25 protein-coding genes and 1 pseudogene are annotated in these 26,411 nt (G+C 37.9%); 22 read left to right on the forward strand and 4 right to left on the reverse strand.

Annotated features, from left to right (window positions below; genetic code table 11):
- The 4 genes from AB1F57_RS05560 to AB1F57_RS05575 all read left to right on the forward strand — a co-directional run bounded on the left by AB1F57_RS05560 (position 1) and on the right by AB1F57_RS05575 (position 4,965).
- Positions 1-2,019 carry an ATP-dependent helicase gene (locus AB1F57_RS05560; protein ID WP_167786427.1) on the forward strand — a complete coding sequence of 673 codons (2,019 nt, stop codon included), beginning with the start codon at positions 1-3 and terminating at the stop codon, positions 2,017-2,019.
- A gap of 345 nt (positions 2,020-2,364) precedes the next feature.
- Entirely contained in the window at positions 2,365-2,727 is a 363-nt protein-coding gene (locus AB1F57_RS05565; RefSeq protein ID WP_024376479.1) for an SAG1252 family conjugative relaxosome accessory protein, read from the forward strand.
- Between the two features lie 2 nt (positions 2,728-2,729).
- Positions 2,730-3,095, forward strand: coding sequence for a plasmid mobilization relaxosome protein MobC (mobC, locus tag AB1F57_RS05570; RefSeq protein WP_017768985.1), 366 nt, complete (start codon positions 2,730-2,732; stop codon positions 3,093-3,095).
- The gene (locus AB1F57_RS05575; RefSeq protein ID WP_167786428.1) at positions 3,082-4,965 is read left to right on the forward strand and encodes an SAG1250 family conjugative relaxase; all 1,884 of its coding nucleotides are present in this window, start codon (positions 3,082-3,084) and stop codon (positions 4,963-4,965) included. Before mobC ends, AB1F57_RS05575 begins: the two co-directional genes overlap by 14 nt.
- Before the next feature lie 129 nt (positions 4,966-5,094).
- On the opposite strand, the gene AB1F57_RS05580 is transcribed toward AB1F57_RS05575, so the two are convergent.
- Positions 5,095-5,682 (reverse strand): TetR/AcrR family transcriptional regulator, encoded by a 588-nt coding sequence (locus tag AB1F57_RS05580; protein WP_167786429.1) that lies wholly within the window; start codon positions 5,680-5,682, stop codon positions 5,095-5,097.
- A gap of 553 nt (positions 5,683-6,235) precedes the next feature.
- On the opposite strand from AB1F57_RS05580, the gene AB1F57_RS05585 reads away from it, so the two are divergent.
- From AB1F57_RS05585 to AB1F57_RS05610, 6 genes are read left to right on the forward strand one after another with little or no spacing between them, the layout of a single operon-like run.
- Entirely contained in the window at positions 6,236-7,375 is a 1,140-nt protein-coding gene (locus AB1F57_RS05585; RefSeq protein WP_167786430.1) for a ThiF family adenylyltransferase, read from the forward strand.
- A complete protein-coding gene (locus AB1F57_RS05590; RefSeq protein WP_245170013.1) occupies positions 7,362-8,255 on the forward strand; it encodes a lantibiotic ABC transporter permease in 894 nt (297 codons plus the stop codon). Before AB1F57_RS05585 ends, AB1F57_RS05590 begins: the two co-directional genes overlap by 14 nt.
- The gene (locus tag AB1F57_RS05595; protein ID WP_167786431.1) at positions 8,252-9,175 is read left to right on the forward strand and encodes an ABC transporter ATP-binding protein; all 924 of its coding nucleotides are present in this window, start codon (positions 8,252-8,254) and stop codon (positions 9,173-9,175) included. Before AB1F57_RS05590 ends, AB1F57_RS05595 begins: the two co-directional genes overlap by 4 nt.
- The gene (locus AB1F57_RS05600; protein WP_001098119.1) at positions 9,165-9,908 is read left to right on the forward strand and encodes an ABC transporter permease; all 744 of its coding nucleotides are present in this window, start codon (positions 9,165-9,167) and stop codon (positions 9,906-9,908) included. The genes AB1F57_RS05595 and AB1F57_RS05600 overlap by 11 nt, the downstream gene beginning before the upstream one ends.
- Positions 9,909-9,910: 2 nt before the next feature.
- Positions 9,911-10,627 carry an ABC transporter ATP-binding protein gene (locus AB1F57_RS05605; RefSeq protein WP_367986249.1) on the forward strand — a complete coding sequence of 239 codons (717 nt, stop codon included), beginning with the start codon at positions 9,911-9,913 and terminating at the stop codon, positions 10,625-10,627.
- The gene (locus AB1F57_RS05610; protein WP_367986250.1) at positions 10,624-11,208 is read left to right on the forward strand and encodes an accessory regulator AgrC; all 585 of its coding nucleotides are present in this window, start codon (positions 10,624-10,626) and stop codon (positions 11,206-11,208) included. Before AB1F57_RS05605 ends, AB1F57_RS05610 begins: the two co-directional genes overlap by 4 nt.
- Before the next feature lie 402 nt (positions 11,209-11,610).
- Here AB1F57_RS05610 and AB1F57_RS05615 read toward each other — a convergent pair.
- Positions 11,611-12,458, reverse strand: a protein-coding gene (locus AB1F57_RS05615; RefSeq protein ID WP_367985866.1) for an IS630 family transposase whose coding sequence is annotated in 2 segments (ribosomal slippage) — positions 11,611-12,155 and positions 12,155-12,458 — 849 coding nt in all. Because the reading frame shifts where the segments join, the coding sequence is not laid out codon by codon here.
- A 29-nt stretch (positions 12,459-12,487) separates the two neighbouring features.
- Here AB1F57_RS05615 and AB1F57_RS05620 point away from each other — a divergent pair.
- From AB1F57_RS05620 to galE, 11 genes and pseudogenes are all read left to right on the forward strand, one after another.
- Complete coding sequence (locus tag AB1F57_RS05620) at positions 12,488-13,060, forward strand: lysostaphin resistance A-like protein (protein ID WP_367986251.1); 573 nt, start codon at positions 12,488-12,490, stop codon at positions 13,058-13,060.
- 148 nt (positions 13,061-13,208) lie between these two features.
- A complete protein-coding gene (locus AB1F57_RS05625; protein WP_167786433.1) occupies positions 13,209-13,433 on the forward strand; it encodes a helix-turn-helix transcriptional regulator in 225 nt (74 codons plus the stop codon).
- 270 nt (positions 13,434-13,703) lie between these two features.
- A complete protein-coding gene (locus AB1F57_RS05630) occupies positions 13,704-13,844 on the forward strand; it encodes a hypothetical protein (protein ID WP_000416124.1) in 141 nt (46 codons plus the stop codon).
- Between the two features lie 98 nt (positions 13,845-13,942).
- Complete coding sequence (locus AB1F57_RS05635; RefSeq protein ID WP_174852873.1) at positions 13,943-15,517, forward strand: recombinase family protein; 1,575 nt, start codon at positions 13,943-13,945, stop codon at positions 15,515-15,517.
- A complete protein-coding gene (locus AB1F57_RS05640; RefSeq protein ID WP_167786436.1) occupies positions 15,517-17,133 on the forward strand; it encodes a recombinase family protein in 1,617 nt (538 codons plus the stop codon). Before AB1F57_RS05635 ends, AB1F57_RS05640 begins: the two co-directional genes overlap by 1 nt.
- Positions 17,126-18,565: a recombinase family protein gene (locus tag AB1F57_RS05645; protein ID WP_167786437.1), complete on the forward strand. Its 1,440-nt coding sequence runs from the start codon at positions 17,126-17,128 to the stop codon at positions 18,563-18,565. The genes AB1F57_RS05640 and AB1F57_RS05645 overlap by 8 nt, the downstream gene beginning before the upstream one ends.
- Before the next feature lie 110 nt (positions 18,566-18,675).
- Positions 18,676-19,005: pseudogene (locus tag AB1F57_RS05650) on the forward strand (NUDIX domain-containing protein); the annotation flags it as partial.
- Positions 19,006-19,014: 9 nt separating this feature from the next.
- Entirely contained in the window at positions 19,015-19,788 is a 774-nt protein-coding gene (locus AB1F57_RS05655; RefSeq protein WP_167786438.1) for a TIGR01457 family HAD-type hydrolase, read from the forward strand.
- On the forward strand, positions 19,778-20,434 hold the full coding sequence (locus AB1F57_RS05660; protein WP_167786439.1) for a TIGR01906 family membrane protein: 657 nt from the start codon (positions 19,778-19,780) through the stop codon (positions 20,432-20,434). The genes AB1F57_RS05655 and AB1F57_RS05660 overlap by 11 nt, the downstream gene beginning before the upstream one ends.
- A gap of 70 nt (positions 20,435-20,504) precedes the next feature.
- Positions 20,505-20,681: a 30S ribosomal protein S21 gene (gene rpsU, locus AB1F57_RS05665; RefSeq protein ID WP_000048054.1), complete on the forward strand. Its 177-nt coding sequence runs from the start codon at positions 20,505-20,507 to the stop codon at positions 20,679-20,681.
- A gap of 115 nt (positions 20,682-20,796) precedes the next feature.
- Positions 20,797-21,810, forward strand: coding sequence for a UDP-glucose 4-epimerase GalE (gene galE, locus AB1F57_RS05670; protein ID WP_167786440.1), 1,014 nt, complete (start codon positions 20,797-20,799; stop codon positions 21,808-21,810).
- 76 nt (positions 21,811-21,886) lie between these two features.
- Here galE and mscL read toward each other — a convergent pair whose 3' ends face one another.
- Together mscL and AB1F57_RS05680 are read right to left on the reverse strand one after the other, a co-directional pair.
- Positions 21,887-22,255 carry a large conductance mechanosensitive channel protein MscL gene (gene mscL, locus AB1F57_RS05675; RefSeq protein WP_105138035.1) on the reverse strand — a complete coding sequence of 123 codons (369 nt, stop codon included), beginning with the start codon at positions 22,253-22,255 and terminating at the stop codon, positions 21,887-21,889.
- Between the two features lie 152 nt (positions 22,256-22,407).
- Positions 22,408-23,361, reverse strand: a complete 954-nt coding sequence (locus AB1F57_RS05680) for a DDE-type integrase/transposase/recombinase (protein ID WP_367986253.1) — start codon at positions 23,359-23,361, stop codon at positions 22,408-22,410.
- Between the two features lie 195 nt (positions 23,362-23,556).
- On the opposite strand from AB1F57_RS05680, the gene AB1F57_RS05685 reads away from it, so the two are divergent.
- Positions 23,557-26,301 carry an HAD-IC family P-type ATPase gene (locus AB1F57_RS05685; protein WP_167786400.1) on the forward strand — a complete coding sequence of 915 codons (2,745 nt, stop codon included), beginning with the start codon at positions 23,557-23,559 and terminating at the stop codon, positions 26,299-26,301.
- Positions 26,302-26,411: the final 110 nt, after the last annotated feature.

The following is a 26,411-nucleotide window of genomic DNA, read 5'->3' on the forward strand; positions in this document are numbered from 1 at the left end:
ATGACATATACAATTAATCCAGAAAATAAGCAATTAGAATTAGATATTCAGCAAGAAATTAATGAATGTTTAGATAACTTTGAGAGCTTTTGTTTCGATGCTGGTGCTGGAGCAGGAAAAACCTATGCACTTCAAAAATCAATTGAGCATATTTTGAAGACGGAAGGAGAAAATTTAAAGTTAAGGAATCAAAAAATCTTATGTATCACTTATACTAATGCTGCTAAAGATGAGATTCTTGATCGACTTGGGAAAAATTCTTCGGTAGTAGTTTCTACCATTCATGAATTTCTTTGGGGATTTATTGCGATCCAGCAAGAGCTGCTGACGATAGAACATGAGAAAAAAATCAAAGATGAGCTTAATGGAATTGAGCAAAAGATAAGTGATAATTCTCTTTCGGGAAGTCTAGAGCAGAATGAGTTTCAAAATGTTGTATGTAAGGATGACTTTATAAAAGCTTTCTATAGTCATTACGGTACTTCTGCTGGAGATTTTAGAGATGCAATGAAAAGTTATGATACCTACTTTGAACCCTATCTCAGTAATATTTCTAATTTTAAAAATTTAGTGAAGGACATTAATAAAAAGAGTAGATTATCAAAAACATTGAAGGACATTGAAAATAAAAAATCTAAAAAAATTAACTATAATCCAACTCAAAACCGAGATAAGCTTGAAAATTATGTTATTAGCCATGATACATTGTTACGTTACTGCAAAAATATTATTACAAGTTATGATTTATTAAAGAGATTATTTTCAGATAGTTATCCTTACATATTAGTTGATGAGTATCAAGATACGGATGAAAAAGTTATTGAGATTATTGATAGTATCAGAGAATATTCAAAATTAAAAAAAAACTTTGTGGTAGGTTTTTTTGGAGATACTTTACAGAATATTTATGGTTCAGGAATAGGACAACTTCCTAATAAAGAAAAATACAAGAGTATTGAGAAAATCTTTAATCGTCGTTCTTCTAAACAGATTGTAGAATTAATTGAAAAAATTAGAAATGACAATTTTGGACAACAATCTATATATACTGATTTTGATAATGGTTCTTATAAATTTTATGTAGCTGATGATGATTTTAACTTAGATACTTTTTTACAGGAAAATAGCCTGATAGATAATACAGCCTGCCTTTTAATGAAAAATGATGACATTTCAAATGCTCGAGGATTTCCTAAACTATTATCAGTTTTGAAAAAGTTTCCTCGATTTAGTGGTACTAACTATGAAAATGTTACTAATGAATTTTTACAGAAGAATTTACAGCATATGGGATGGTTTTTAAGAGAGATTTTAACTTTCATAGACTTTATTCAAAAGTCGTTAGTTCCTAATTCAACTGTTAAGGAAATTGTTCAGTTTATAGCATCGTCTAAATCAACACTAACATTTGGAGATATGAGACAGTTTATTAGTAGTTTGCAAGAAATTAACTTATCGACATTGACCATTGATAAATGTATTAATAAAATTGTTGGTATCCAAGGGCGAATCTCAGGTGAAGATATTTTAAGAAAAATATTCTCGATAGATGGTAGTGCCGAAAATATTTTATCGAATATCAAAAACAGAGCGTATGATTATTTTTACTATTTTCAAGATTCGGAAGAGGACTCCGAAAGAGAAATGACAGTTATTGATGAATTTTTTATGTTAGATATTTCTCAATTTATCAAGTGGTATAATTATATTTTTGATGACTTAAAAAACGACGGTATTAGCTATTATACATTGCACGGTTCAAAAGGACTAGAATTTGATAATGTAGTTGTTGTGTTAGAGGATAACTTTGCTCGGAGGAGAAATTACTGTAAATATTTTTTTGAAAATTATAATATTTTAACTGAATTTGATTCACAATTTCAAGAAGTTCGCAATCTTCTTTATGTAGCATGTTCGAGAGCAAAAATAAAACTTTTTGTAGTCTATATTTCAGATATTCAAGAAAATACGCTAGAGAATATTGAGAGTATTTTTGGTAAGATTCAATATTTAACATAATGTAAATTTTTATACGAGAGCGTTCAGCTCTCTTTTTCTTATACAATTTTCCTGTGATAACTTTTCCAACTCTCCCTTGCTATTCTTATCTTATTACTTAAAAAAAATCAATTCTTGATTTTTCACTCGGGGTTTGGGGGCGGAGCCACCAAGTTATTATATCGTTAGCTGTCAAAACTGGAAGTTTTTGGTCGGCTGGTGATATGATTTTTGGGTTATTGTGGACACAATAACTGAGCTCGCAAAAGCCGAAAAGCGAAGCGTTGAGGCTTTTAGGAAGCACCCGTATCCCATACGGTATCGGGGCTGACCCGATAGAGGCAAGTAGAGAAGGAGTATAACGAGATGACAGACCACTATCGTATTATCCGTAAGGAAATCAATCTGACACCAGGAGAACTTGAGCAGATTCAGGAGCTGATGAAGCAGGAACACGCAGAGCAATTCTCTCCCTTTGTCCGTCAAAAGCTGATGGACTTGGTTGAGAGGAAGCAGGCAGTAACGGATTGGTTTGCCCTCTGGCAGTCCCAGAAGATTGAACAAATCAGTCGAGACATTTTACAAGTGACTATCATGGCTGAACAGACCCATCAGGTTACAGCAGAGCACTTGCGAATTATCCTAACCTGTGTGCAGGAGCTGATGGCAGAAGTGGAGAAGGCTATCCCACTTAGCCCAGATTTTCGTGACAAGTACATGGGAGGTTAGATATGGAAAATCGTTACCGTACCAACCTCAAAAAAGTCTTTCTGACAGACCAGGAGTTGGAAACCCTGAACAACCGTATCGGTCAGAGTGGCTGTAAAAATTTCTCTGCTTATGCTAGAAAAGTTCTGCTCAATCCCAACATGACCTTTCTGACCATTGACACCAGTAACTATGACGACTTGGTATTTGAGTTGAGACGAATCGGAAACAACCTCAATCAAATCGCACGGACCGTCAACCAGACTCACATCTTAACACCAAGCGACCGTGGATTTTTGGTGCAAGGCATTGGCCAACTCATAAAGGAAGTGGAGAAGGACTTTAACATAAAGTGTCAGCAGCTGAAGGAGTTTTATGGTCGTCACTAAACACTTTGCGGTGCATAGCACCAAGTATCGTAAGAGCCTCATCAAGTATATTCTCAATCCAGAAAAGACGAAGAAGCTGAAACTGGTCTCTGATTTTGGCATGAGCAATTACTTGGACTTTCCCAGCTATGAGGAATTGGTGGAGATGTATCAGGCAAACTTGACCAACAATGATCGGCTCTATGATTCCAGAAACGACCGCCAGCAACTCAAGCAGACCAAAATCCATGCACACCACTTGATTCAATCATTTTCTCCTGAAGACAAGCTGACACCAGAGGAAATCAATCGCATTGGTTACGAGACTATCAAGGAGTTGACAGGGGGCAACTTTCGTTTCATCGTCACGACTCACACAGACAAGAATCATATCCATAATCATATCCTGATAAACTCTGTTGACCTAAACTCTGACAAGAAGCTCAGATGGGACTATGCCCAGGAGAGAAATCTTCGCATGATTTCTGACCGCTTGGCGAAGGAGTCAGGGGCAAAGATTATTCCGCCCAATCGCTATTCGCATGAGAAGTTTGAAACTTATCGCAAGACCAATCACAAGTTTGAACTCAAGCAGCGTCTCTATTTTCTCATGGAGAACAGCAAGAACTTTGAGGACTTTGTGGTCAAGGCTTCCGCTCTCAACGTGGAGATGGATTTCTCTCGCAAGTACGCCAGATTTTTCATGACCGACCGAGACATGAAGCAGGTCATTCGCGGCCATCAGCTGTATAAGCGCCAGCCCTACACCGAGGATTATTTCAGAGAGCATTTTGCGACACGAGCTATTGAGCAGCGACTGGATTTTCTCTTGCCCAGAGTACGAAACCTCTCTCATCTTTTGGAAATAGCAGAGCAGTTAAACCTGAAAATCTCCCCGAAGAAAAAGCATGTTACCTTTACCTTGAAAGAGGACGACCGAACAATTTCCATTGAGAACAAAAAGGTCAGCACAAAACACCTCTACGATGTCCAGTTTTTTGAGGACTATTTTGATAAAAGAGACATCACACCAGAACATGACTTGGCTAACCTGGTCTCAGACTTTGAAGCCTACCAAGAAGAGCGGGACAAGGACAAGCTCCCAATTGAGGAACTCTTGGCGGCCTATAAGGATTTCAAAGAAAAACGAGACCAGGTCCAGGAGTTTGAAGTTGCATTAGCGGAGCACCAGATTGACAAGTTAGTTAAAGACGGTCTCTTTGTCAGAATCAATTATGGTATCAAAAAAGACGGCTTGGTCTTTATACCAAACCGCAAATTGGATATTCATGAGAGTGATCAGGACAAGACCTACCATGTCTTTATCCGAGAGACCGCCCAGTTTTTCATTTACAATAAAGAGAACTCTGACCTCAACCGCTACATGCGAGGACGGGAGTTAATCCGCCAACTCACTCACGACAGCAAGCATATCCCTAAACGCAGACGCCCGACTATGGCCAGTCTCAAAGAGAAAATAGCAGAGCTTAATCTTCTTATTGAATTAGACATCAACAACAAATCTTACCAGGAAGTCAAAGATGAGTTAATCAAGGACATCGCCCAGCTGGATTTGACCATTACGGAGTTGCAGGATAAGGTCGCTCATCTCAACAAAGTAGCAGAAGTCCTGCTCAATCTTAATAACTCTGACCCAGAAAACAGACGGCTAGCCAGGTATGATTATGCCAAGATGAATCTGACTGCGGCTGTAAAAATAGAAGGGGTTGAGAAAGAAATAGCAGAAAATCAAAAATCCATGATGAAATGGATAGATGATTACGAATATAAGATTAGGAGGCTAGAGAAATTCGTTCAGACGATTAGTCAGTCTCTATCTTTCCTTGACCGTAAAGGCCATCCAAGTAAAAGCGAAGTAGGTCTCGAATAGATTTTGGAGGTCTATTCTCTCTTTGTCAAACTATTAAGATATGAGATAGATATTGAGTTTTTAGTAGTGTATAAGTATATGACAAAGAAAGTAGAAGTTCATTTAGAAAATTCCTAGGTGCATTATTGGCTACATATCGATATTAAACTTAATGCTGAAGCTTTCCAAACATTTATTTAGCATATCTATTTTTGAGACAATGGTAGCTTTAGAACTTTCAAATATCAAGGGATTTAGCCAAATATTGAGTAGAATGGCTATCAATTCAGCAAGCTGTTGAGGATTCTCCGTCCTTATTGATCCATCTTGAGTACCTTCTGTAATAATGGGGTAGAAATATTCAGGTATTGTAATTTCTTGTATTTGTTCTAAAAATGAAGCAAGTAATTTAGGGCTATCAAGTAATTTTGGCGAAATGGTAGTTATAGTTTCCATGTTGCCGTTAGCTATACTAAGAGACACTAATTGTGTTATTTTTTCAGAACCTGTTAAATCTTTGGAAAATTTTATCCTATCAAACGTTATTTTGTTTTGTAAACCAATTTTTTTGACAACTGCCTCAAAAATATCTTCCTTAGATTCAAAATAATGATAAATTGCTCCTTTGGTCAAACCATCTAAGCCACTTATAATATCAGAAATTCTAGTTTGCTCGTATCCTTTAGTTAAAAAAAGGTTAGTTGCGACCTCAAGTATCGTTTCTTTGGTTCTTTCCATATTCTATAAAATAACTCTCCTTTCAATTTATTTATGTCAGTAAAATCAATAAATTATTATTGTTGACAGAGTAACTAAATAACAATTATAACACATTTTTATATAACTTGCCTAATCATTTTGTCCGTTGTATTTTGATGCTAATTTTTTAGAAACATTCCTTAGTAAAAAAATTAACAAAAATTTCCAGTACAGTTATTGACAACATACCAAAAGTATGTTATTATCAATCTACATACTGGAGGTATGTAGCAGAGCAAGTCTGCCCTACTTAAAATGGTCGACCAACCAATTTAGAAAGGAGATAACAAGCGTATGAAAAACATCAAAGTACGTAAAGCTGAAAGTGCTAATGCTACAGCTTGGTGGATTATTGTCTGATTTATTGTGACGTTGCTACATGCGGTTCTGCGAGCTATTAGTTTGTAGAAGTGTATTTGTTGCACTAAAATAGCTCGCAATTTGTTAAAAATTTTTGTACAAAATTTTGTTAAACGCATGGAAGTATTATTCATGCGTTTTCATTTTACAGTATTTATGATAGAGGTAAAATATGAACTTTCAATACATTAGACCAAGAGTAAAACCTATTTATCCAGTATATCAATTAAATGATGAATTATTTCGCATTGGAGCTCAACTTTCTATTACGACTGAGTTTGAAGACCCAGAAGGAAAGTTGCTTGAGTTGGTAAAGGTTCTGGATGGTAGGGAGATGGGTGAAATTATCAAGCATATGATTGATAGATTTCCAGATTTAACGGCAGAAGATGTCGTAGATGGCTTGGATATTCTTAGTGCAGAGAATCTGATTGAAGAGACTCCTAGTAAAGTCTTGGATGACTTAGATGAGCGTTACTATCCAAATATTAGTTATTTCAGTAGGTACATGACTTATGACCGAAATCCAATAGACATACAAGAAAAAATTAGCTCCAGCTCAATTTTACTTCTTGGACTTGGAGGTGGTGGGTCAAACATTTTGACACTGTTATCAGGATTAGGACCAAAAACAGTACGAGTTGTGGACTATGATAGAGTTGAGAGAAGTAATTTGGGTAGACAGTTGCTGTATAGAGAGTCTGATTTAGGGAAACTTAAAGTAGATGTGGCAGTTAATGCATTACGAGAAATGAATTCTACAATCAATGTCGAAGGTTTTAACAAGAAAATTGAGACACCAGAAGATGTACTAGAATTTACAGAAGGTATTGATTTGGTCATCTGCGTTATTGACGAACCTCCTTTCCAAGCACAAAAAACAGTAAACCAAGCGATTATTAAAGCAGGTTTACCTTGTGTATTCGGTGCTTCGCAGGTTAGTCGGGGACGGGTATTTTCTGTCATTCCTAAAGTGACTGGTTGTTTTGATTGTTTGAATATCCATTATACTTTACATGATGATAAATTTGTAGAGCAGTTTGTAGGCTTTAGAAATATTGATTTTAATCCACCAACAATTGCTTATGCACCAGCTATTTTTCAACTTACAGCAGCTATTGTTGATGAGGCAGTTCGTGTCCTAACTGGTTATGCGAGACCAAGTAGCCTCAGTACACAATATGAGATTAACTATGAAGATGGTTCTTCATTTACTCATCCATCTTGGGAGCGATACGCTGACGATTGCCCAACATGTGGCAATGGAGATGCTCAAAAGTGGGAAATTTTCAGATATTATGACAAAAAATAATACTGAAGTAATTGTTATAGAGTCACTCAATCAAGAAATTTACTTTAGGAAAACTCGTCGAAATGATTACTTGCTCTATTCAACAGGTTCAGAATTATTAGTATTTGATGAAATTACCTGGAATGAATCTATTATAGATTCGTTACATCATCATTTAAGTGACGAGCCTTTATTTGAATTATTGAAAGAGAATAATTTCTTTAAAAGTGGTAATTCTGTCCCTAAACCTGATAATAGCTACCTAATTTTTCTTAGAATTTTTGTAATCATTTTTGGAGGAAGTTCTATAGTTTACAATTTATTTTGTATAACGAATCTCCCCTTTCTTGAATATGATTTTGGTAGAGTGAACCAAGTTTTACTATTACTATTTGGAATATTATTTTCCCTGTTTACTACAATAATACACGAGGGAATGCATATTTTGTTTTCAAATAATGTTACAGGTCTATGTAGAGTTTTACACTTTTCTTGGAAAAAATCAATAGCAACAGTTGATTTGACACATGTTTGGATTTGGCCACTTTTTGAAAGAATCATGGCTGTTTTGGCAGGTCCATTGCTTGACAGTGTTATCCTGTCTGGTTTATTCCTAATGAGTGATTATTATTTCAATGCATATATAACTATGTCTATCTATATTATGATTTTTAGACTACTATGGCAGTTAAGACTAACACAACATACAGATGGTCGCTTACTGATATATATGTTATTGGATAATCCATTTTTAAAAAATGATTTTGATAATAGTAGAGACTCTTTAACAAATGAAGAAAAGATAGTATGGAGAGTAGTTCGTATCTTTAGCGTTATTATAACTATCTTAGTATTTTTACTTCTTTTATTTTTTATAGCAAAAATTGTGAGGTATTTATGAAGCAAGAAACTATTGTTGTAAGTCATTTGAAAAAGTCTTACGGTCAAAAAATTGTTACAAATGATATTAGTATTACTTTTTATAGTGGTCAGATTGTTGCAATTATAGGTCATAATGGAGCTGGGAAGAGCACCTTCTTGAATCAAATAAATGGTACAGTAGCATCAGATGAGGGAACAATACATATTGAAGGAGTAGATGTAACCAATCATCCAGGAAGGGCGAGAGAACTTGTTTCCTCCATGCCACAATTTCAAGTTCCGATTAAGGGAGTCACAGTAGAGGAAGCGATCGAATGTATTGGTGCTGTAAAAGGAATGAATTCTTCTTTGATTGAAAGCCGTACCAAAGAATTGATTGATTTCTTGGAGATTAGCAAATGGAAGCATACGCCTGGCGAAAAGCTTTCGGGTGGACTTCAGCGATTAACCTCTTTTGCGATGTCAGTTGTTGATAGCCCATCTATTGTTGTTCTAGATGAGCCAACTAATGATGTTGACCCATTTAGAAGGAGCTTGATATGGCGTTACTTGCGTTCTCTTGCAAATAGTGGCGCCACAGTTATCATCGTCAGTCATAATTTATTTGAAGTGGAGAGATACGCAGACAGATACTTACTGTTTGATAAAGGACGCATTAAAAGAGATGTGCTGGTATCAGAAACAAAAAATGCTCGCCAGCTAAAACATCAAGTTTCACTATCGGGGGCGAATGAAGAAGTAATTTCTAACTTCATGAATCACGATAATTTGAAATATGATAATGTCGAAAAACGCTTGATGTTTACAGTCGAGGATGGCTATTTGACAGAGGTAATATCGGTCATTTTTGATTTGTTGAAAACAGATAAAATAATTAGTTACGAGATAAAGTTGAAAAATCTCTCTGATGACTACGAGGAGTACATAAATGAATACTAGTCAAAAAAGGTTATCTAAATTCGGAGGCTTGGTAAAATGGAGTTTACTTCGTCACAAGTTTTATATTCCGGTTTTTGTTGTTGTTCAAATCATTTTATCATTTGCGGTTATCTATGGTTTTCTATTTATTACCAATGCAACTAATCAAGCAGAGAAATTCTATCTGTCTACAGGAGCTATGGCTATAAATGTGATTGCCGTTACTTGTGTGCTAGCACCTCAAATTATTAGCGAAGCCAAGCAAAATGGTATTTACGACTATCAGAAAACTCTGCCTGTTTCAAGAATAGAGATACTGATGTCTGATTTATTGATTTGGGGATTACTATGTCTACCAGGAATTTTATCAAGTATATTGATTAGCAAATTTGGTTTTGGATTGGAAGTTTCAATTGGGCTCAATTCTACCTTGTCTGTATTATTGATTATTTTTTCCTTGTTGTCAGTTGGTTTTGCGATTGCCTATATTCTCCCACCGAATCTTGTCTCCTTAGTCACACAGCTTATTATGATTGGTGGATTGTTGTTTTCTCCGATTCTCTATGCAGCAGATAGGCTACCATCGTGGATGATAACTTTATATGATTATTTACCCTTTGTACCATCCAGTCAGATAATACGCTCATCTATCTTTCAGCTAGAAAATGTTAGTATTCAGAATTTTATTGTGCTTATTACATGGTCTTGTTTAGGGTTTATCTTATCACTAACAATATTATCAAGGAGGAAATAAAGATGAGTAGGTTATCGATTTTTAATTTGACAAAAGTTGTCAAGGACAAGACGCTATTAAATAATATCTGCCTCACTTTGAATTATGGGCAAATTTATGGTGTTATCGGAGATAATGGTGCAGGAAAAACAACTCTATTCCGATGTATTTTGGGCTTAAGTAAGCCTATTGGAACCGTTGCTCTTGATGATAAAATCGTAAATTCTTTCAATTATAATGACTTCCTTAAAAAAGTTGGAGTGGTTTTTCCTTTTCCAGATAGCTTTGGAGCTTATACTGTAAAAGAGGCTTTTGAAAATCATTCACGTTATTATTCTTGTCCATTTGTGGATGTTGAAAGCTATCTAAAACAATTTGGACTAAATGTCTCCTCAGGTGATAAGATTTCTAGATTTTCCTTGGGTATGAAGCTACGCTTAAATATTGCTTTAGCATGTTTGCATAATCCAGAGATACTGATACTAGATGAACCGTTTAATGGACTGGATAGAGAGGGAATCATTTTGCTTCAGCAGCTATTGAAAGATTTCAAAAAACAAGGAAAATTAATTATCATTTCGAGTCACTCATTTGCCGAATTAGAGAAGATAACTGATCACCTTATTGTTATCCAGCAAGGAGAAGTTTTGGCTGACACAAATGTTATGGAAGTTAAGCGACAAGGTTTCGGCACTTTCGAACAATTCTATAGAGAAATAAAAGAGGTACACAGTGTATGAAAGAGCAGATTATTTATGAATTAAATACCCACATTCGCCATTTTAGAGGAATTATGTGGACAAATATACTAGTCAACCTGTCTGCCTTGATTTTTTTCAGTTTGGTAGGGCGTTTTGAACAATCTGAGTCAAACTCTATTTTAACTGATTCTGCTGGAATAATGACTTTAGCATCAACATTAACAGTATCAGTAGCTGTTATTTATAATGTTGTCATTTTAAATCGCTTGTTATTGAAAGAATATATCGGGAATGCAAGGGAAATTACATTTTTGTTTCCTGGTGGCAGATTTGAGATATTCCTAAGTAAAATTATTTCTTTATCTATTCATTGTTTATTGAGCTTAGTTCCTGTTTTGTTGTTTGAAAATCTTATTTTTTATTTTGTAGGACACTCTCTTGGCTTCTTATCAACTGGATTGTTTGTTTATGTATTAAAAGTCATCTGCGTGACTATTTTTGCAGGCTTTTTGGTACTTATCGTAGTGTTATCTTCAATTCTGGTAGGCCAAATTACACAATCAATAAATGTCCCCATTATTGTTGCTATAATCATTGTATCAATTATGGGAATTTTGTAGCCTACCTATATCAGTTGAATAATTTAATTATCGTACTTTTGACTATAGGTGTAGCGGTTTTAGTTTGTTTCACAATTAGTATTTTAAACAGTAGGGTCAAAAAAGATGATTTGATAGAGAATACGTCTATAAAAAATGGAAATTAGAAATTCATTGAAAAGTGCTGTTAGGATATTACTTTATGCTATTTCTTGTAAAGTAATAAGTGGTTTTTGTTATCTTGCTATTTTCGGAAACTCAAGGTCGAATTTATTGGATATATTGTTTTTTCAATATTCAAATTTGCTAATCTTATTATCTGGATGTCAATTTTCCTATAAATTCGGATTATGTAAACGAATCAATATTGGGGAATATGCCCGTAAGTATTTATTGGGTATGTTGATTGGAACAATTGTATAGTCAATTGAAACAAGAGCAGGACAAAAGTGCCTCAAGAAAAGTATCACAATTTGGCAATACTTTTCTGAGGTGTTTTTTCATTTGAGCCCATGTTTTCTCAATGGGATTATACTCAGGTGAGTAAGGAGGAAGTGGTAAAAGTCTATGACCCTGCTCCTTGCATAACTCTTTTAGCTTACTCATCCGATGAAACCTTGCATTGTCCATAATGATAACAGATGGTCTATCTAAAGTGGGTAGTAAGAATGTTTTAAACCAAGCTTCGAAAAAGTCACTCGTCATGGTTTCTCTGTAGGTCATTGGGGCTATAATCTCACCGTTTATAAGACCTGCGACTAAAGATAGCCGCTGGAATCTTCTTCCAGAGACCTGACCTGTGATCAACTGACCTTTCAAAGATCGACCATATTCTCGATGAAAATATGTCTCAAACCCTGTCTCGTCAATATAAACAGGTGTCAAGTGACTTAAGTTATTAAATTCTTTAAGGAACTGATTTACTTTCTCAGGGTCTTGTTCATAGTAGGTACAGCTCTTTTTTTTCGAGTATATCCCATAGCTTTGAGAGCGTAATGAATAGCTGTTGGATGACAGCCAAATTCAGAAGCTATTTCAGTCAAAAAAGCATCTGGATGAGCTTCAAGATAGTTCTTTAATTTTTCTCTATCAACTTTTCTTGGTTTGGTTCCCTTAACTTGGTGATGAAGCTCGCCAGTAGTCTCCATTAATTTTAGCCATTGATAGATGGTGTTGCGTGAAATATCGAAAACAACAGATGCTTCAGTAATACTGCCGGTTTTCTGACAGTATGCGAGAACTTTTTTACGAAAATCTAATGAATATGCCATAAGTACATTATACCACAAATGTACTGTTTTTGTTTCATTGTGCTATATTATCGATTTGTTTACTTGCTATTGCAATAGTATCAAAAGTTAGTATTAGTCGTTCTTTTTTACCTAATTCACCAATATATTTATTATTAATAGTCGGATTTTTTGTACAAAGCTACTCAGAGGAATTCTTATTCAGAGGTCAAATTTTTGGGATTTTATTGAAAAGTTTTAACTTGTATATTAGTAGCGGAATTCAAGCCCTTGCTTTTACATTTGTTCACTCTTTGAATGGTGGTTTCACAATTATCTCATTTTTTACATTGTTCTTTTTTGGGATATTGATGTCATTGTTCAGAGTTTTTACAAAAAATCTTTCTTTGGGGAGTGGATTTCATTTTATATGGAATAGCTTACCGTGTATTGCTTTAGGAATGAATGTGAGTGGGATAAAAATTCCTTGTAGTTTTTTCTGTACAGATGTCACGGGGCGAGATTTGTATACTGGTGGTATTTTTGGGATTGAGGGCAGTATTTTGGTCTTGTGTGTATTTTTCATACTTACAGTTGCTCTTCTTAAAAGAGTTTATAGACAAGAATTAAGTTATAAAAGGTGAATGATTATTTTTCGAACAACAAAATGCACGGGGGAACCTGGTGCATTTTTATTTACATCACAATGCTTGTTACCTCCTTCTGTCCAATTTGGACAATTTGAAAGAAAAGAATGAAATATACTTTATACTGGACATAGGAGAAAGCTAGATGTACCAACGGCTAAGGGATTTGAGAGAAGATTATGATTTTACTCAAAAAGATGTAGCTGACCATCTCATTTTAACTCATTCAGCGTATGCTAAAATTGAGCGAGGTGAGAGACAGCTGTCTATTGAAGTGTTAATTAAACTTTCTAATCTTTATCATGTTAGTACAGATTATTTGTTAGGTCTAACAGATTTTCCTAAGCGAATAAATGGTAATATAAAATAGTCCCTCCTAGCTGTTCATTGACAACTGAATAGACCAAGGTGGGACTTTAATCATTTGTGGAGCATTTTAGTTTGATTCGCTGTGATAGGAGCGATAACAATCAACTATAAAATAGAGTGGTACTCTATCTGACATGATACAAGTGAGGATAATGATACTTCTAAACGTTTAGGCTGCCAGCGAGAAAGGACAGCGGGTGCAATCCCCATGTAGGACCTAACCAGTTCTGCCCACTAAGGTCAACATTTTGACGTAAAGGAAATAAGAATTATGGAAAAAACACAAACTGGTGCGGAGTTACCGCAAGTTATGATTGAGGGCTATAAGGTGACGGTGCGAGTTACCGATAAACCATTAAGCCTGACGGATATTTTAGATGATTTACTAGGTCGAAAGCTTGAAAAAATTTGAGTTTTTAGCGGACAAGTCTTGATAGATTATGTAAAATAGACTAGTAGAACCTCAGTCCTTAATCGGTAAGCACCTAAACACTGATTAAGGAGAGACACATGACAAAAGCCTGTATTTATTTACGCCTATCACGAGATGATGGGGATAATGTGGAAAGCAATTCCATCATCAACCAACGCTCGCTTTTGCGAGACTATGCCAGAAATCACGATTTTATGATTTTAGAAGAATTTGTGGATGATGGTATCAGTGGATTAACCTTTAACCGTCCTGATTTTAACCGTATGATGGCGATGGTGAATGATAAGGTCATTGATATCATAATTGTCAAGGACTTATCACGCTTTGGTCGAGATTACATTGAAACTGGAAAATACCTCCAGCGAATTTTTCCAGCTATGGGAGTCAGATTTATCTCGGTCAATGACCACTATGATAGCCTGACGGCTGATACCAATGAAACGCATTTGGTCATGCCTATTAAAAGTCTTATTAACGATAGCTACTGTCGAGATATTTCAACCAAAGTTCGGAGCACCCAAAAAGCCAAACGTCAAAAGGGAGAGTTTATCGGAGCTTTTGCCCCCTATGGTTACCGCAAAGATGATAAGCAACGGAATCATTTAGTCGTAGATGAGACTATACGCCCGACTATCGAGAAAATCTTTGCTCTGAAACTAGAGGGCTATTCGTCAAATGCTATTGCAGGCTTTCTTAACCAGGCTGGGATAGAAACTCCCTTGCAACGTAAGAAAGCCTGTCAGGAAAAGATTAAAGGCTTTTATGGGCATAGATATAAGTGGGACACGAAAATAGTCAATCGTATTTTGACCAATCGTGTCTATACTGGTAGTTTGGAACAGGGGAAGCAAACCAAACTTAATTACAAGTCTCAAAAGTCTGTAGCTGTGAATCCAGCAGATTGGGTACGAGTTGATGATACACATGAGGCGATTATCTCAAAAAGTACGTTTGAGCTTGCTAATAATCTCTTACTCAGAGATGTCAAACATGGGAAGAAGCTGCCTGACCTATTTGCAGGATTATTATTTTGCAGCGACTGTCAAGCTCAGCTTGTACAACGAAAACTCCGCTACAAGGATAAAGAGACTGTTCAGTATATTTGTAGCACCTACAATAACGGAAGAGGATGTAGTCGCCATGCAATCAAGCAAGTGATATTGCTTGACTTAGTATCGACCTTTATTCATCAACATCTTGACTGGAAGTCTTATCTGATTAAAGCAGTTCCTGATTATGTTAATCAAGAACAGTTTTTGGAAGTCGATTTTACTTCTCTACTTGAGAATCGCAAGAAGTATGAACAGTTGCTCCAGTCCTTGTATTTGGATTTAGACGACGGTTTGATCAATGATACAGAATACCAAGAGTTTCAGCGAAGCTATCGCCAAAAGTTAAAGCACATTGAAGAAACCATCATTCAAAAGAAAGCACTGGCTCAAACCCTGTATGACAAACTTAAGGATAAGGAGAAGTGGTTAGATCAGTTGAGTACCATACAAAATAACCAAGAGTTCAATCGCCTCACTCTAGTTTCCTTGCTTGACCGCATTGTCATTCACGAAAATCAGGAGCTGACCTTGGTGTTTCATGATATGGCAGAACTCGAAGTCCTCCAGCAGTTTTCTCATCGAGAAACGGAGGTGGTCTAATGGCACGTACCAAGAACCGCTACCGTAAGGAAACGATAGATGAGGTACCACTTCAAACTTATCGTACGGGCATTTACATTCGCCTATCCAAAGAACGTACTGAAACCTGGAGAAACAAGTCGCAGTCCTTAGAGACGCAAGAAAGTCTTGCTAGAGCTTTTGCCAAGGAGAAAGGGTTAACTGTAACCAAGTGTTACATCGACTATGAGTATTCTGGGACAAACTTTAATCGACCTGGCTACCAGGACATGATGGATGACCTCAAAAAAGGGACTATCAACTGTATCTTGATTCGGGACTTATCTCGTTTGGGTCGTAACTACATTGAGATGGGACGACTGATTGATAAAGTATTCCCCTTTTTGGGAGTTCGTTTTATTTCAATCAATGACAACTTAGACACACTCTACGGATTAGAAGATAAGAAATCCTTTGAGGTGGAAATTAAGAATTTGGTCAACGACTTATACTCTAAGGATATTTCAAAGAAAGTTATGGCTTATCATATTCAGCAGGCTAGTCAAGGGTACTATATTGGAACTTCTGCTCCGTATGGGTATCGCATTGACCGCAATGAAGCTGGTGCAAGGTTAGTCATAGATAATCAGGTTAGGCCAATTTTAGAGTTTGTTTTTCAAGAGGCAATCGAAGGTAAATCCATGCCTCAGATTACTGCTGAATTGAATCGTAGAGAAATTGCTGTACCTCATTCCTACCGTAAGACAGGTCAATTATATAGAAGTGAGCAGGATACGAAAAGATGGCAAGCAGGAAATTTACTTCGTCTGATTAAGATGCCTGTTTACAGGGGAGACCTTGTTCAGCGAACACGAAACAAATCCTTATCTGAAGATGACTATATCTATTTTGAAAATGCACAGGAAGCCTATATCAGCAAAGATGACTACGAAAAAATTCTTCAGTATTCTGCTAGTCGTAAGTCTGTTAAAAAGACTGACCGAGTAAAAACTCCAAATCGCTATAAAGGTTTGATTTATGGCAAAACCAAATCAACTCAAATGGTTCGAAAGCGTCGCCATTTTTCAAATAATAAGTCTGATTATGATTACTATTACTTTATGGACTATCACTATGATTCAGAGACAGCTGAGAGAAAAACCGTTTATATCAGTGAAAATGCTCTGGATAAGATAGTAGTAGAGCTGATACAATCAGAAATGAAGCGTTTGGGAACAGTTGAGACATTGTTGCCACGGTTAGAAACTAAAAAGGAGGATTGTCTAAGGAAATATAGAAAGCAGTTGATGGTTCATCAACGCTCAGTAGTACAATGGAATGCTGAACTAAGCGATCTTTACGCTACTTACAGTCTTAACCGGTCTAAGCGAGAAGACTATCTTTCCAAAAAGAAAGAAATAAACTCAAAAATCAAAACCATTTCACAAGAATTAGCCCAATGTGAAACTTCAATAAAGCAGATTGAGGAGGAGCACAGTAAGCAGGTGAATTGGGTTAGACATCTAGTCAAGAGTAACAATCAAGCAGTTTTAACGGTAGAACTCTTAAATGCTTTAATAGAACGGATTGAAGTTGATGTTGACAAAACAGTCACAGTAACTTTTAACTGTCGGATTGGGGGGGACGAGTATGACTAAAATCGCTCTATACCTCCGCTTGTCAGTTGATGAGGCTAATACAGATGAAAGCAACTCAATTACTCATCAACGGTACTTATTAAACCATTTTCTTGACCAAGAACCTAAGTTCAAGAACTGGGAACGTTTGGAGTTTGTGGACGATGGTTTTTCGGGCACCAGTCTTAACCGTCCAGCCTTTAAACGCATGATGGCTGATGTTAAGGCTGGAACTATCCGTAATATCATCGTCAAAGATTTGTCTCGATTTATGCGTGACTATCTGGAATTGGGAAACTATTTGGAGAATGTCTTTCCTTTTCTCGGAGTTCGATTTATAGCTCTCAACGACCATTATGATAGCCTGGTGTCTGAACATAATGGACTGGATATTGATGTGCCCTTTAGAAACTTACTCAATGATTTCTACGCCAAAGATGTTTCTGAAAAAGTCAAGAGTGCAATGAACAGTATGAAACGCTCTGGGAAGAACATGAGTTGGTTACCACCGTTTGGTTATATCAAGGACCCAAATGACCGATTTAAGATTATCATTGATGAGGAAGTCGCTCCAATTGTAAGACGAATTTTTAGACTTTGCATTGAGGGAATGGGAACTCAAAAAATAGCGATGTTACTTAATAGTGAACAGACGATTACTCCAGCTGAGAGGAAAATGCAGGTTAGTCAAGCAAGGTATACAAAATCAATTATCATTACTGCAGAACAAAAGAGGAATGTATGGACGAGAAGTAGTGTTCTCCAAATACTCAAAAATGAAGCCTATAAGGGGACATACCTGTTTAACACTAGAACAACGGTAAATGGCAAGCAGATTAAACGGCCTGAATCAGAGTGGGAACGTCTTGAAAAGAATCATGAGGCAATTGTGCCAAGTATGGACTTTGACAAAGCTCAACAATCATTGGCCTCTCGTATTAGCGGGTCTAAAAGTCAGACTTTTAATCAGCCAGAAGAAGTTCTATTACGAGGTTTAGTTATCTGTGAACATTGCGGGCATCGTCTCCTTCGATATAGCCACTATAACAACTATGATTATTTTTATTGTCGTTACTGTAGAAGTCAAGGCCAGACCATGAAGTCCTGTCGGATAGATAGAATAGAAGAGGCTATCGAGAAAGAATTAAAGTCTCGGTTGCCGAAGAACTCTCCAAAGCTATCAAAAACGAATCTTATAAGAGAGGCTGAACGGCTGAAAACTCAAAAGGTTTCTCATTTTCAAGACTATAAAGAGGGCTTGATGACAAGAGAAACTTACATGGAAAAACGTCAGAACTTAGATAATTCTATAATGGAAATAGAGGAACAATTAAAGGTAGTTGGTAGGGAAAATATAGCATTTGACAAAAAAATAACCAGGGAAGTGATTGACACTCATATCGAGAGGATTGTCGTCAATGGCCAAGGTTCTTTTGCAGTCGTCTATAGATAATCTAATGAGAGACTTGTGTAATAGCGAGTCTCTTTCTTAAAAAGTAGATTTGTGGTATAATAAGGGTGTTTTCAGTGTTGAAAAATAGTGTCATTTACTTGACATAAGAGGGTTGGTGCGATGTGGACCAGTCTGTCAAGGACAATGTAGTCAAGGAAGTAAAGGAAGAAGCGGGGCTGGATGTGGAGGCTCTTCGAGTCGTTGCGATTTTGGATAAGCACAAGAACAATCCTGCCAAGTCAGCCCACCGTGTGACCAAGGTCTTTATTCTATGTCGTCTCCTTGGCGGGGAGTTTCAGCCCAATTCGGAAACAGTTGCTAGCGGCTTTTTCTGCCTAGATGACTTGCCTCCGCTCTCGCTTGGTAAAAATACAGCTGAACAGTTGGCTCTTTGCTTGAAGGCTAGTCTTTCTGAGCATTGGGAAACACGATTTGATTAAGGAGTAGTTATGACCTATCAAGGCTATTTAATTGATTTAGACGGTACGATTTACAAGGGTACAGAACGGATTCCGGCTGGTGAACACTTTGTGCAGAGCTTGCAGGAACGCGGCATTCCCTATCTCTTTGTGACCAACAATACGACCCGTCGTCCAGAAGCTGTCCAAGCTATGTTGGCGGACAAGTTCAATATTGAAACGCCGGTTGAGACCATTTACACGGCGACGCTGGCGACTATTGATTATATGAATGACTTGGGCAAGGAAAAAACGGTATATATCATCGGTGAAGAGGGTCTCAAATCTGCTATTTATGAGGCTGGTTATGTTGAGAATGCCGAAAATCCAGCCTATGTCGTGGTCGGTTTAGATTGGCAGGTGGATTATGAAAAATTCGCGACGGCGACCTTGGCCATTCAAAAAGGAGCAACCTTTATTGGCACCAATCCAGATTTGAATATTCCAACTGAGCGTGGGATGTTGCCGGGTGCGGGTTCTCTGATTGCTCTGCTTGAGGCATCTACTCGGGTTAAACCGCAGATTATTGGTAAACCTCAGGCCTATATTATGAACAAGGCGCTTTCTCATCTGGGGACCAAATTAGAGGAAACGATTATGGTCGGCGACAATTATCTGACGGATATTCGTGCAGGGATTGACAATGGTTTTCCAACTCTTTTAGTCCTGACTGGATTTACCAAGCCAGAAGAAGTAGCGGACTTACCAATTGCTCCGACCCATGTTCTTTCTAGTTTAGATGAATGGAGTTTCGATGAAAACTAAAGTACAAGTGATCGGTAGTATTTTCTTCATACTAGCCAGTGCGGTCTTGGCAACGATTTATCTGGCTTGGATTTTTTACCCCTTGGAAATTGAGTGGCTGGGCCTGGAGAAAATCGTTTATATGAAGGCGACGGATATTTCCTATAATTTAAATGCCTTGCTGGATTACCTGACCAATCCTTTTCAACAAGTGCTGGACATGCCAAATTTCCGCTCGTCGGCAGCTGGTCTCAAGCATTTTAGGGATGTTAAGTATCTCTTTCATTTTGCCCAGTTTGCCTTTCTGATTAGCCTGCCAGCCTTTATTTCCTTTGTTAAACAGGTTCTAAACATGGGCTATGGTCAGATCTATCGCCGGGTTTTTACTTGGGTTGCCTTGGCGCCTGTTCTTATCGGCCTGGTCGGTGTCTTGATTGGATTTGATACGTTCTTTGTCCTCTTCCACAAGGTCCTCTTTCCGGGTGATTCGACCTGGCTCTTTGACCCAGCAAAAGACCCTGTCATCTACATTTTACCACAGGACTTTTTCCTCCATTGTTTTATCTTGTTTTTCGTTCTCTACGAACTCTTTTCTTTGGCAATGCTGGCGTGGACAGTGAAATCTACAAGGAAAACAAGCCGTGAGAATTTTTCAGATTTATCATGAAAAATCATTGACAAAGACAGTTTTAAGTAGTAAAATAGTTAGGACTTTGAAATTGAGGGGAGTGAAAAAAATGTCAAAAACAGTAGTACGCAAGAACGAATCACTTGATGATGCTCTTCGTCGTTTCAAACGTGCGGTTACTAAAGCTGGTACTCTTCAAGAAACACGTAAACGTGAATTCTACGAAAAACCATCTGTAAAACGTAAACGTAAATCAGAAGCAGCTCGCAAGCGTAAAAAATTCTAATTGAATTTAAAACAGCTTTTGGGCTGTTTTTTATTTTACATTTTACCTTACCTAACTTATAATAGATATGTAGAATTAAATCAAGTCACATTGTTCATGAAAAAAGGAGTTTTGCATGAGTATTTTAGTAACAGGTGGAGCAGGCTATATTGGTAGCCATACAGTTGTTGAATTGTTAAAATTGGGTAAAGAAGTTGTCATTGTTGACAATCTTTCTAATTCAAGTATTTTGGTTTTGGATCGTATTGAGGAGATTACTGGAAAGAGACCGACTTTTTATGAATTGGATGTAGCTGATAAGGACGCCCTCCGTTCGGTTTTTGAAAAAGAATCGATTGAAGCAGCCATCCATTTTGCAGGTTACAAGGCAGTTGGTGAATCTGTAGAAAAACCAATCATGTACTATGAAAATAACATCATGTCAACGCTTGCCTTGGTCAAAGTCATGGCAGAATTTGGTGTCAAGAAGATTGTCTTCTCATCTAGTGCAACGGTTTATGGTCTTAACAATCCATCTCCATTGGTGGAAAATATGCCAACAAGTGCGACTAACCCTTATGGCTATACAAAGGTGATGTTGGAACAGATTTTGCGCGACCTCGAAGTTTCCGATAAAGAATGGAGTGTTGCTCTTCTTCGTTATTTCAACCCAATTGGTGCTCATGAATCAGGTTTGATTGGTGAAGATCCTGCTGGTATTCCAAACAACCTTATGCCATTTATTGCACAAGTAGCTGTTGGTAAACGGGCGGAGTTGAGTGTATTTGGGAATGACTATGATACTGTAGATGGTACAGGTGTTCGTGACTACATTCACGTAGTTGACTTAGCACTTGGGCACATTAAAGCACTTGAAAAGATTTCGGATACGACAGGTGTATATACTTATAATTTAGGTTCAGGACAAGGAACAAGTGTATTAGAGCTCGTAGAAGCTTTTGAAAAAGTCAATGGTGTTCCGGTGCCTTACAAGATTGTAGACCGCCGTCCTGGCGATGTTGCTACTTGTTATGCTAATGCGGACAAGGCTCTGGCAGAGCTCAACTGGAAAACAGAAAAAACAATCGAAGACATGTGCCGTGATACCTGGAACTGGCAGTCTAAGAACCCGAATGGCTATCAGGCATAAAAAAGACGCTGTGGCGTAGCTCGCAGCGTTTTTTGGTGCACATAAAAAAACAGGCGGAAAGCCTGTTTCACTATCATTATTTGTTTTTCAACAAGTCACGGATTTCAGTAAGCAATTCTTCTTGAGTTGGTCCAGCAGGAGCTGGTTCTTCAACTTTTTTAGGGAAAGCTTTTTCAGCAGCTTTAACGATGAAGAAAAGAACAGTACCGATGATCAAGAAGTTGATAACAGCGCTCAAGAAGTTACCGTAAGTAACACCGTTCCAGCTCAAATCAGCAATCTTTTCTGCACCAGCAGCTTTCAAAGCTGGGTTCAACAAGAGTGGAGTAATCAAATCAGCAACGAATGAATCGATGATGGCTTTGAAGGCAGCACCGAAGATAACTGCAACAGCAAGGTCAATAACATTACCTTGGAACAAAAATGCTTTTAAATCTTTCAACATATCCTAAATATGTCCTTTCATAAATTTTTACTCTATCTATTATATACACTTACATTTATTTTTCAAGTAATATGTCTCGAACATTTTTGTACCTTTGTCAATGATGTGAGACCAGAAAGGTGAAATTGAAGTTATCCATTTGTTAAGCTTTACTAGGAGCTAGCTCCTAGTAAAGCTTTTCTGATATCGATAGGAGATTTCCAGCCTAAAGTCTGCATAGGGAGTCGATTGGAACGGTACAGATAGATTTTCATCTGCTTGATTAGATCGTCATAGGAATAGAAGGTCAAGTGCTGGTAGAAACGTCGATTGTCATTTCGATGACTGCGCTCTACCTTTCCATTATGCCTTGGTGTTCGAGGGCGAATCAACTTGTGCTCAATACCAAGTTCCTGACAAAGTAAGTCTAGTGGGTGAACTTGTTTGGTCTCTTTGAAATGCGTGAACTCGAAGCCATTATCCGTTTGGAGGATTTTGGGTTTGTATCCAAAGTGTTTGATCGCCATTTTGAGAAATTGAACGGTTGAGTAGGACGACTGCTCTTTGAAAGGGAATATAAAGCGTTCACGACTGGCCTCATCAATGACGGTATACTGGTAGAATTTGTCAGGTAGTTTTCCTGTGTAGCAGTGAGTCGGGACGTATTTGACATCCATCTGCCACTTGATACCGAGTTTAGTCGGCGTGTCATATGGTTTTGGGACATAAGGTTTTTTCTTTGTTTTAGGGGATTTGAAGAAGTCCAGTTTTCTCAAGATTCGAAAGAGTGAGCAAGGGTGTCTATCATATCCCTTATTCGTTTTGAGCTTGTAAAAAATTTCGATGAGGGTTGCGTTTGGATTTCTTTTGATGCAGTTTTTAATCCATGTTAGCTCTTGCTCGGTGTGAGCCTTTGGGTGAGGTGTTAGAGGTCGATGGGATCGATTTTTCAACGATTCTTTAGTTCCATCAAATCGCTTATTCCAGCGCATGAGAGAGGCTTTTGAAACTTTGTAACGTCGACAGATGAAGGCGACAGAGGCACCATTTTGGTAGGTTTTAACAGCGTGGTAGCGTGTTTCTAGAGTATGTGGTAAATAGCGAAGATTTTGTGATATACTAGTCATGAGAAGATTCCTTTTTGATGAGTGGTGGTACTCTTATCATATCAGGGAATCTTCTTTTTGACTTCTAGAAGTCTCACATCTATTGTAACGCTACAACTCGTAAAAATAAAAATGTGGTTACCTATTTATTTCTCAGAAAATCTATGTTAAAATAGAGTAAGATTAGAACATAAAAATATTAGAAAGAAGGTAGGTATGACGAAAAATTATCAAAAAAAGCTTTCTGAGATCAAGGAGCAGTTTGCTCTTGATGTCGATGTCGGTCTCAGCACAGAGCAAGTGGAAAGACTTAGAGACCAGTATGGGAAAAATGTGCTAGAAGAAACGAAAGGCAAGTCTGCTCTTGAAATTCTTTTTGAAAATCTTAATAATATCATTGTTTACTTATTAGGCTTTGCCATGATTCTCTCCGCTTTTATGGGGGAATGGGTTGAAGCAGGAGCAGTTTTTTTAGCTCTATTAATCTCTATCTTGACAGGCTTCTTTGTAGAGTTAAAAGCCCAGAAGTCAGTGGATGCTTTACAGGATATGGTCAGCACGCATGTTACCGTATTACGTGATGGTAGGGAGACCGAGATTGATTCTGCGGAATTAGTTCCGGGAGACATCATCATCTTACATACAGGTGATGCCATCGCCGCAGATGGTCGCTTGATAGAAAGTAATAATTTAGCAGTTATTGAATCCGCTTTGACTGGTGAATCCGAGGCTGTTGATAAGGATGCTGAAGCTACCTTTAATGATGACATTCCTGTCGGTGATCGCCTCAATATGGTTTTTTCAGGAACAGCTGTCACACGGGGACAGGGCAAGGCTATCGTCACTGATACAGGAATGGCTACAGAGGTTGGTAAAATATCCGACCTCATGTCCGGCAACAAGTCCAGCGAGACGCCTTTGGATAAAGAAATCTCTAAACTAGGTAAATCTTTAATCATCTTGGCCTTTATTGCAGCAGCATTGGTTGTGATTATTGGGGTTATCAATGATCAAAATTTCTCAGATATTCTGCATGTCGCAATTATTTTAGCGGTAGCAGCTATTCCCGAGGCTATGCCGGCTGTGCAGACCATTACCTTATCAAATGGGATGAAGACCATGTCACAACACCAGGCCCTAGTCAAAACCTTGTCGGCTGTTGAAACCTTGGGCTCAACCTCTATCATCGCCAGTGATAAGACAGGTACTTTGACAGAAAATCAAATGATGGTCGAAATGCTGATCACTGCCGATGGAAAATCTTATCAGGTTTCAGGAACAGGCTATACACCAGAAGGCCAAATCAGCTATGAGGACCAAGTACAAGAAGTCGCTATTGATCAGATTTTTCTTCAAGAGTTTTCTGATGAGGAGGAGGACCTACTCAAAGCCAGTCTGCTTCAAGGGTTTTTATCAAGTAATGCTCGTCTTGAAAAAGCCTCCGACACAGAGGGAGAATACCTCATCAAAGGTGATCCGACTGATGGCGCTTTGAAAGTCTTAGGTTATAAAGCAGATCTTACTCCTGAAAAAGTAGACGACTACGGACTTGTCAGGGTCAATGAAATTCCTTTTGATTCTGAAAATAAATACATGGCTGTGGTTTATCAGTGGCCAGATAGTAGCCACCGCTTTATCTTGAAAGGTGCTCCAGATGTTCTTTTAGATATGGTTGCACCGTCTGAGGCTCAGCTCGATTTTTGGCAAGATAGCATCGAAACCATCGCGGAAAAAGGCATGCGTTCCTTAGCTTTAGCTAGTGGTGAATTATCAGATGAGGATGTGGCTGCGGTTAAGGCAGACATGCCAGCTTGGCTAGAGAAAAATGGCCAGTCCTTAACCCTAGTCTCACTCTTTGGGATTGTGGATCCGCCGCGTAAGGATGTGGCTGACTCCATTCAACAGACCCAGGATGCAGGTATTCGTGTTAAGATGATCACGGGAGATCACCCTAAGACAGCATCCATGATTGCCAAAGACATTGGTATCGCTAACTGGCAGAATACCATGACGGGTGCAGAAATTGATCAAGAACATGATCAAGCAGGTTTTATTGATCGGGTGCATGACACAGCAGTCTTTGCCCGTGTATCACCAGAAAATAAATTACAATTGGTGAATGCCTTACAAGAGCATGGTGAAGTGGTTGCCATGACAGGAGATGGGGTTAATGATGCACCAGCTCTTAATGGTGCTGATATTGGTGTTGCTATGGGGATTAGAGGAACGGAAGTAGCTAAAGAGGCTTCTGATATGATCTTGACGGATGATCGTTACTCGACCATTGTCGATGCTGTTCGAGAAGGGCGCATCATCTTTGAAAATATCAAAAAATACGTGTCCTTCCTCTTTGCCTGTAACATGGTAGAAATCAGTGCTATTCTCTTTACGATTATCTTCGTGCTTCCTATGCCAATCCAGCCGCTTCATATTTTATGGCTTAATCTCTTAATTGATGTGGGGCCAGCCATCGCCTTGGCTTATGAAAGCGCTGAAGAAGATGTCATGAACAAACCACCGCGTGATCCGAAAAATGGTTTGGTCAACAGGAACTTTCTGTTACGTATTATCATCAGTGGTTTAATCATTGGTTTGGGGGCCTTTCTCCTCTTTAGCTATCTGCACCTCTGGGAAGGTCAGGATTTAGCTTATGCGCAAACAGCGACCTTTACCTACATGACGGTAGCACAGCTTGGGCATATCTTTAATGTGAGGCGCTCCGGAGGATTTGGATTGGATCGCACTCTCTTTAAGAATAAGCTTTTAGTAGGTGCATTGATTTTCAGTCTTATTCTTCAAGCTTCTGCAGTTTATCTGCCTTTCTTTAATACCGTTCTTCATACAAAGCCATTGCGTGTAGAGACACTATTAATGATTTTAGCTAGCGGTGCTGTAGTGACAGCTTTAATCTATCTTCTAACAAAACTTTTTAGACAGTTTCGAAAAAAGACGGTGTCTTAAAAGAGCATCGTTGTAACGATTAGCAATCCAAGTTCCTTTTTGGGACAAGGGTTGCTATTTTTGATGTCTCAATAGCTGAGTTAGTTTCCTTACAGTTTGAGGGTCATTTT

The sequence above is a fragment of the Streptococcus nasisuis genome (assembly GCF_040836615.1).
Lineage (GTDB): Bacteria > Bacillota > Bacilli > Lactobacillales > Streptococcaceae > Streptococcus > Streptococcus suis_V.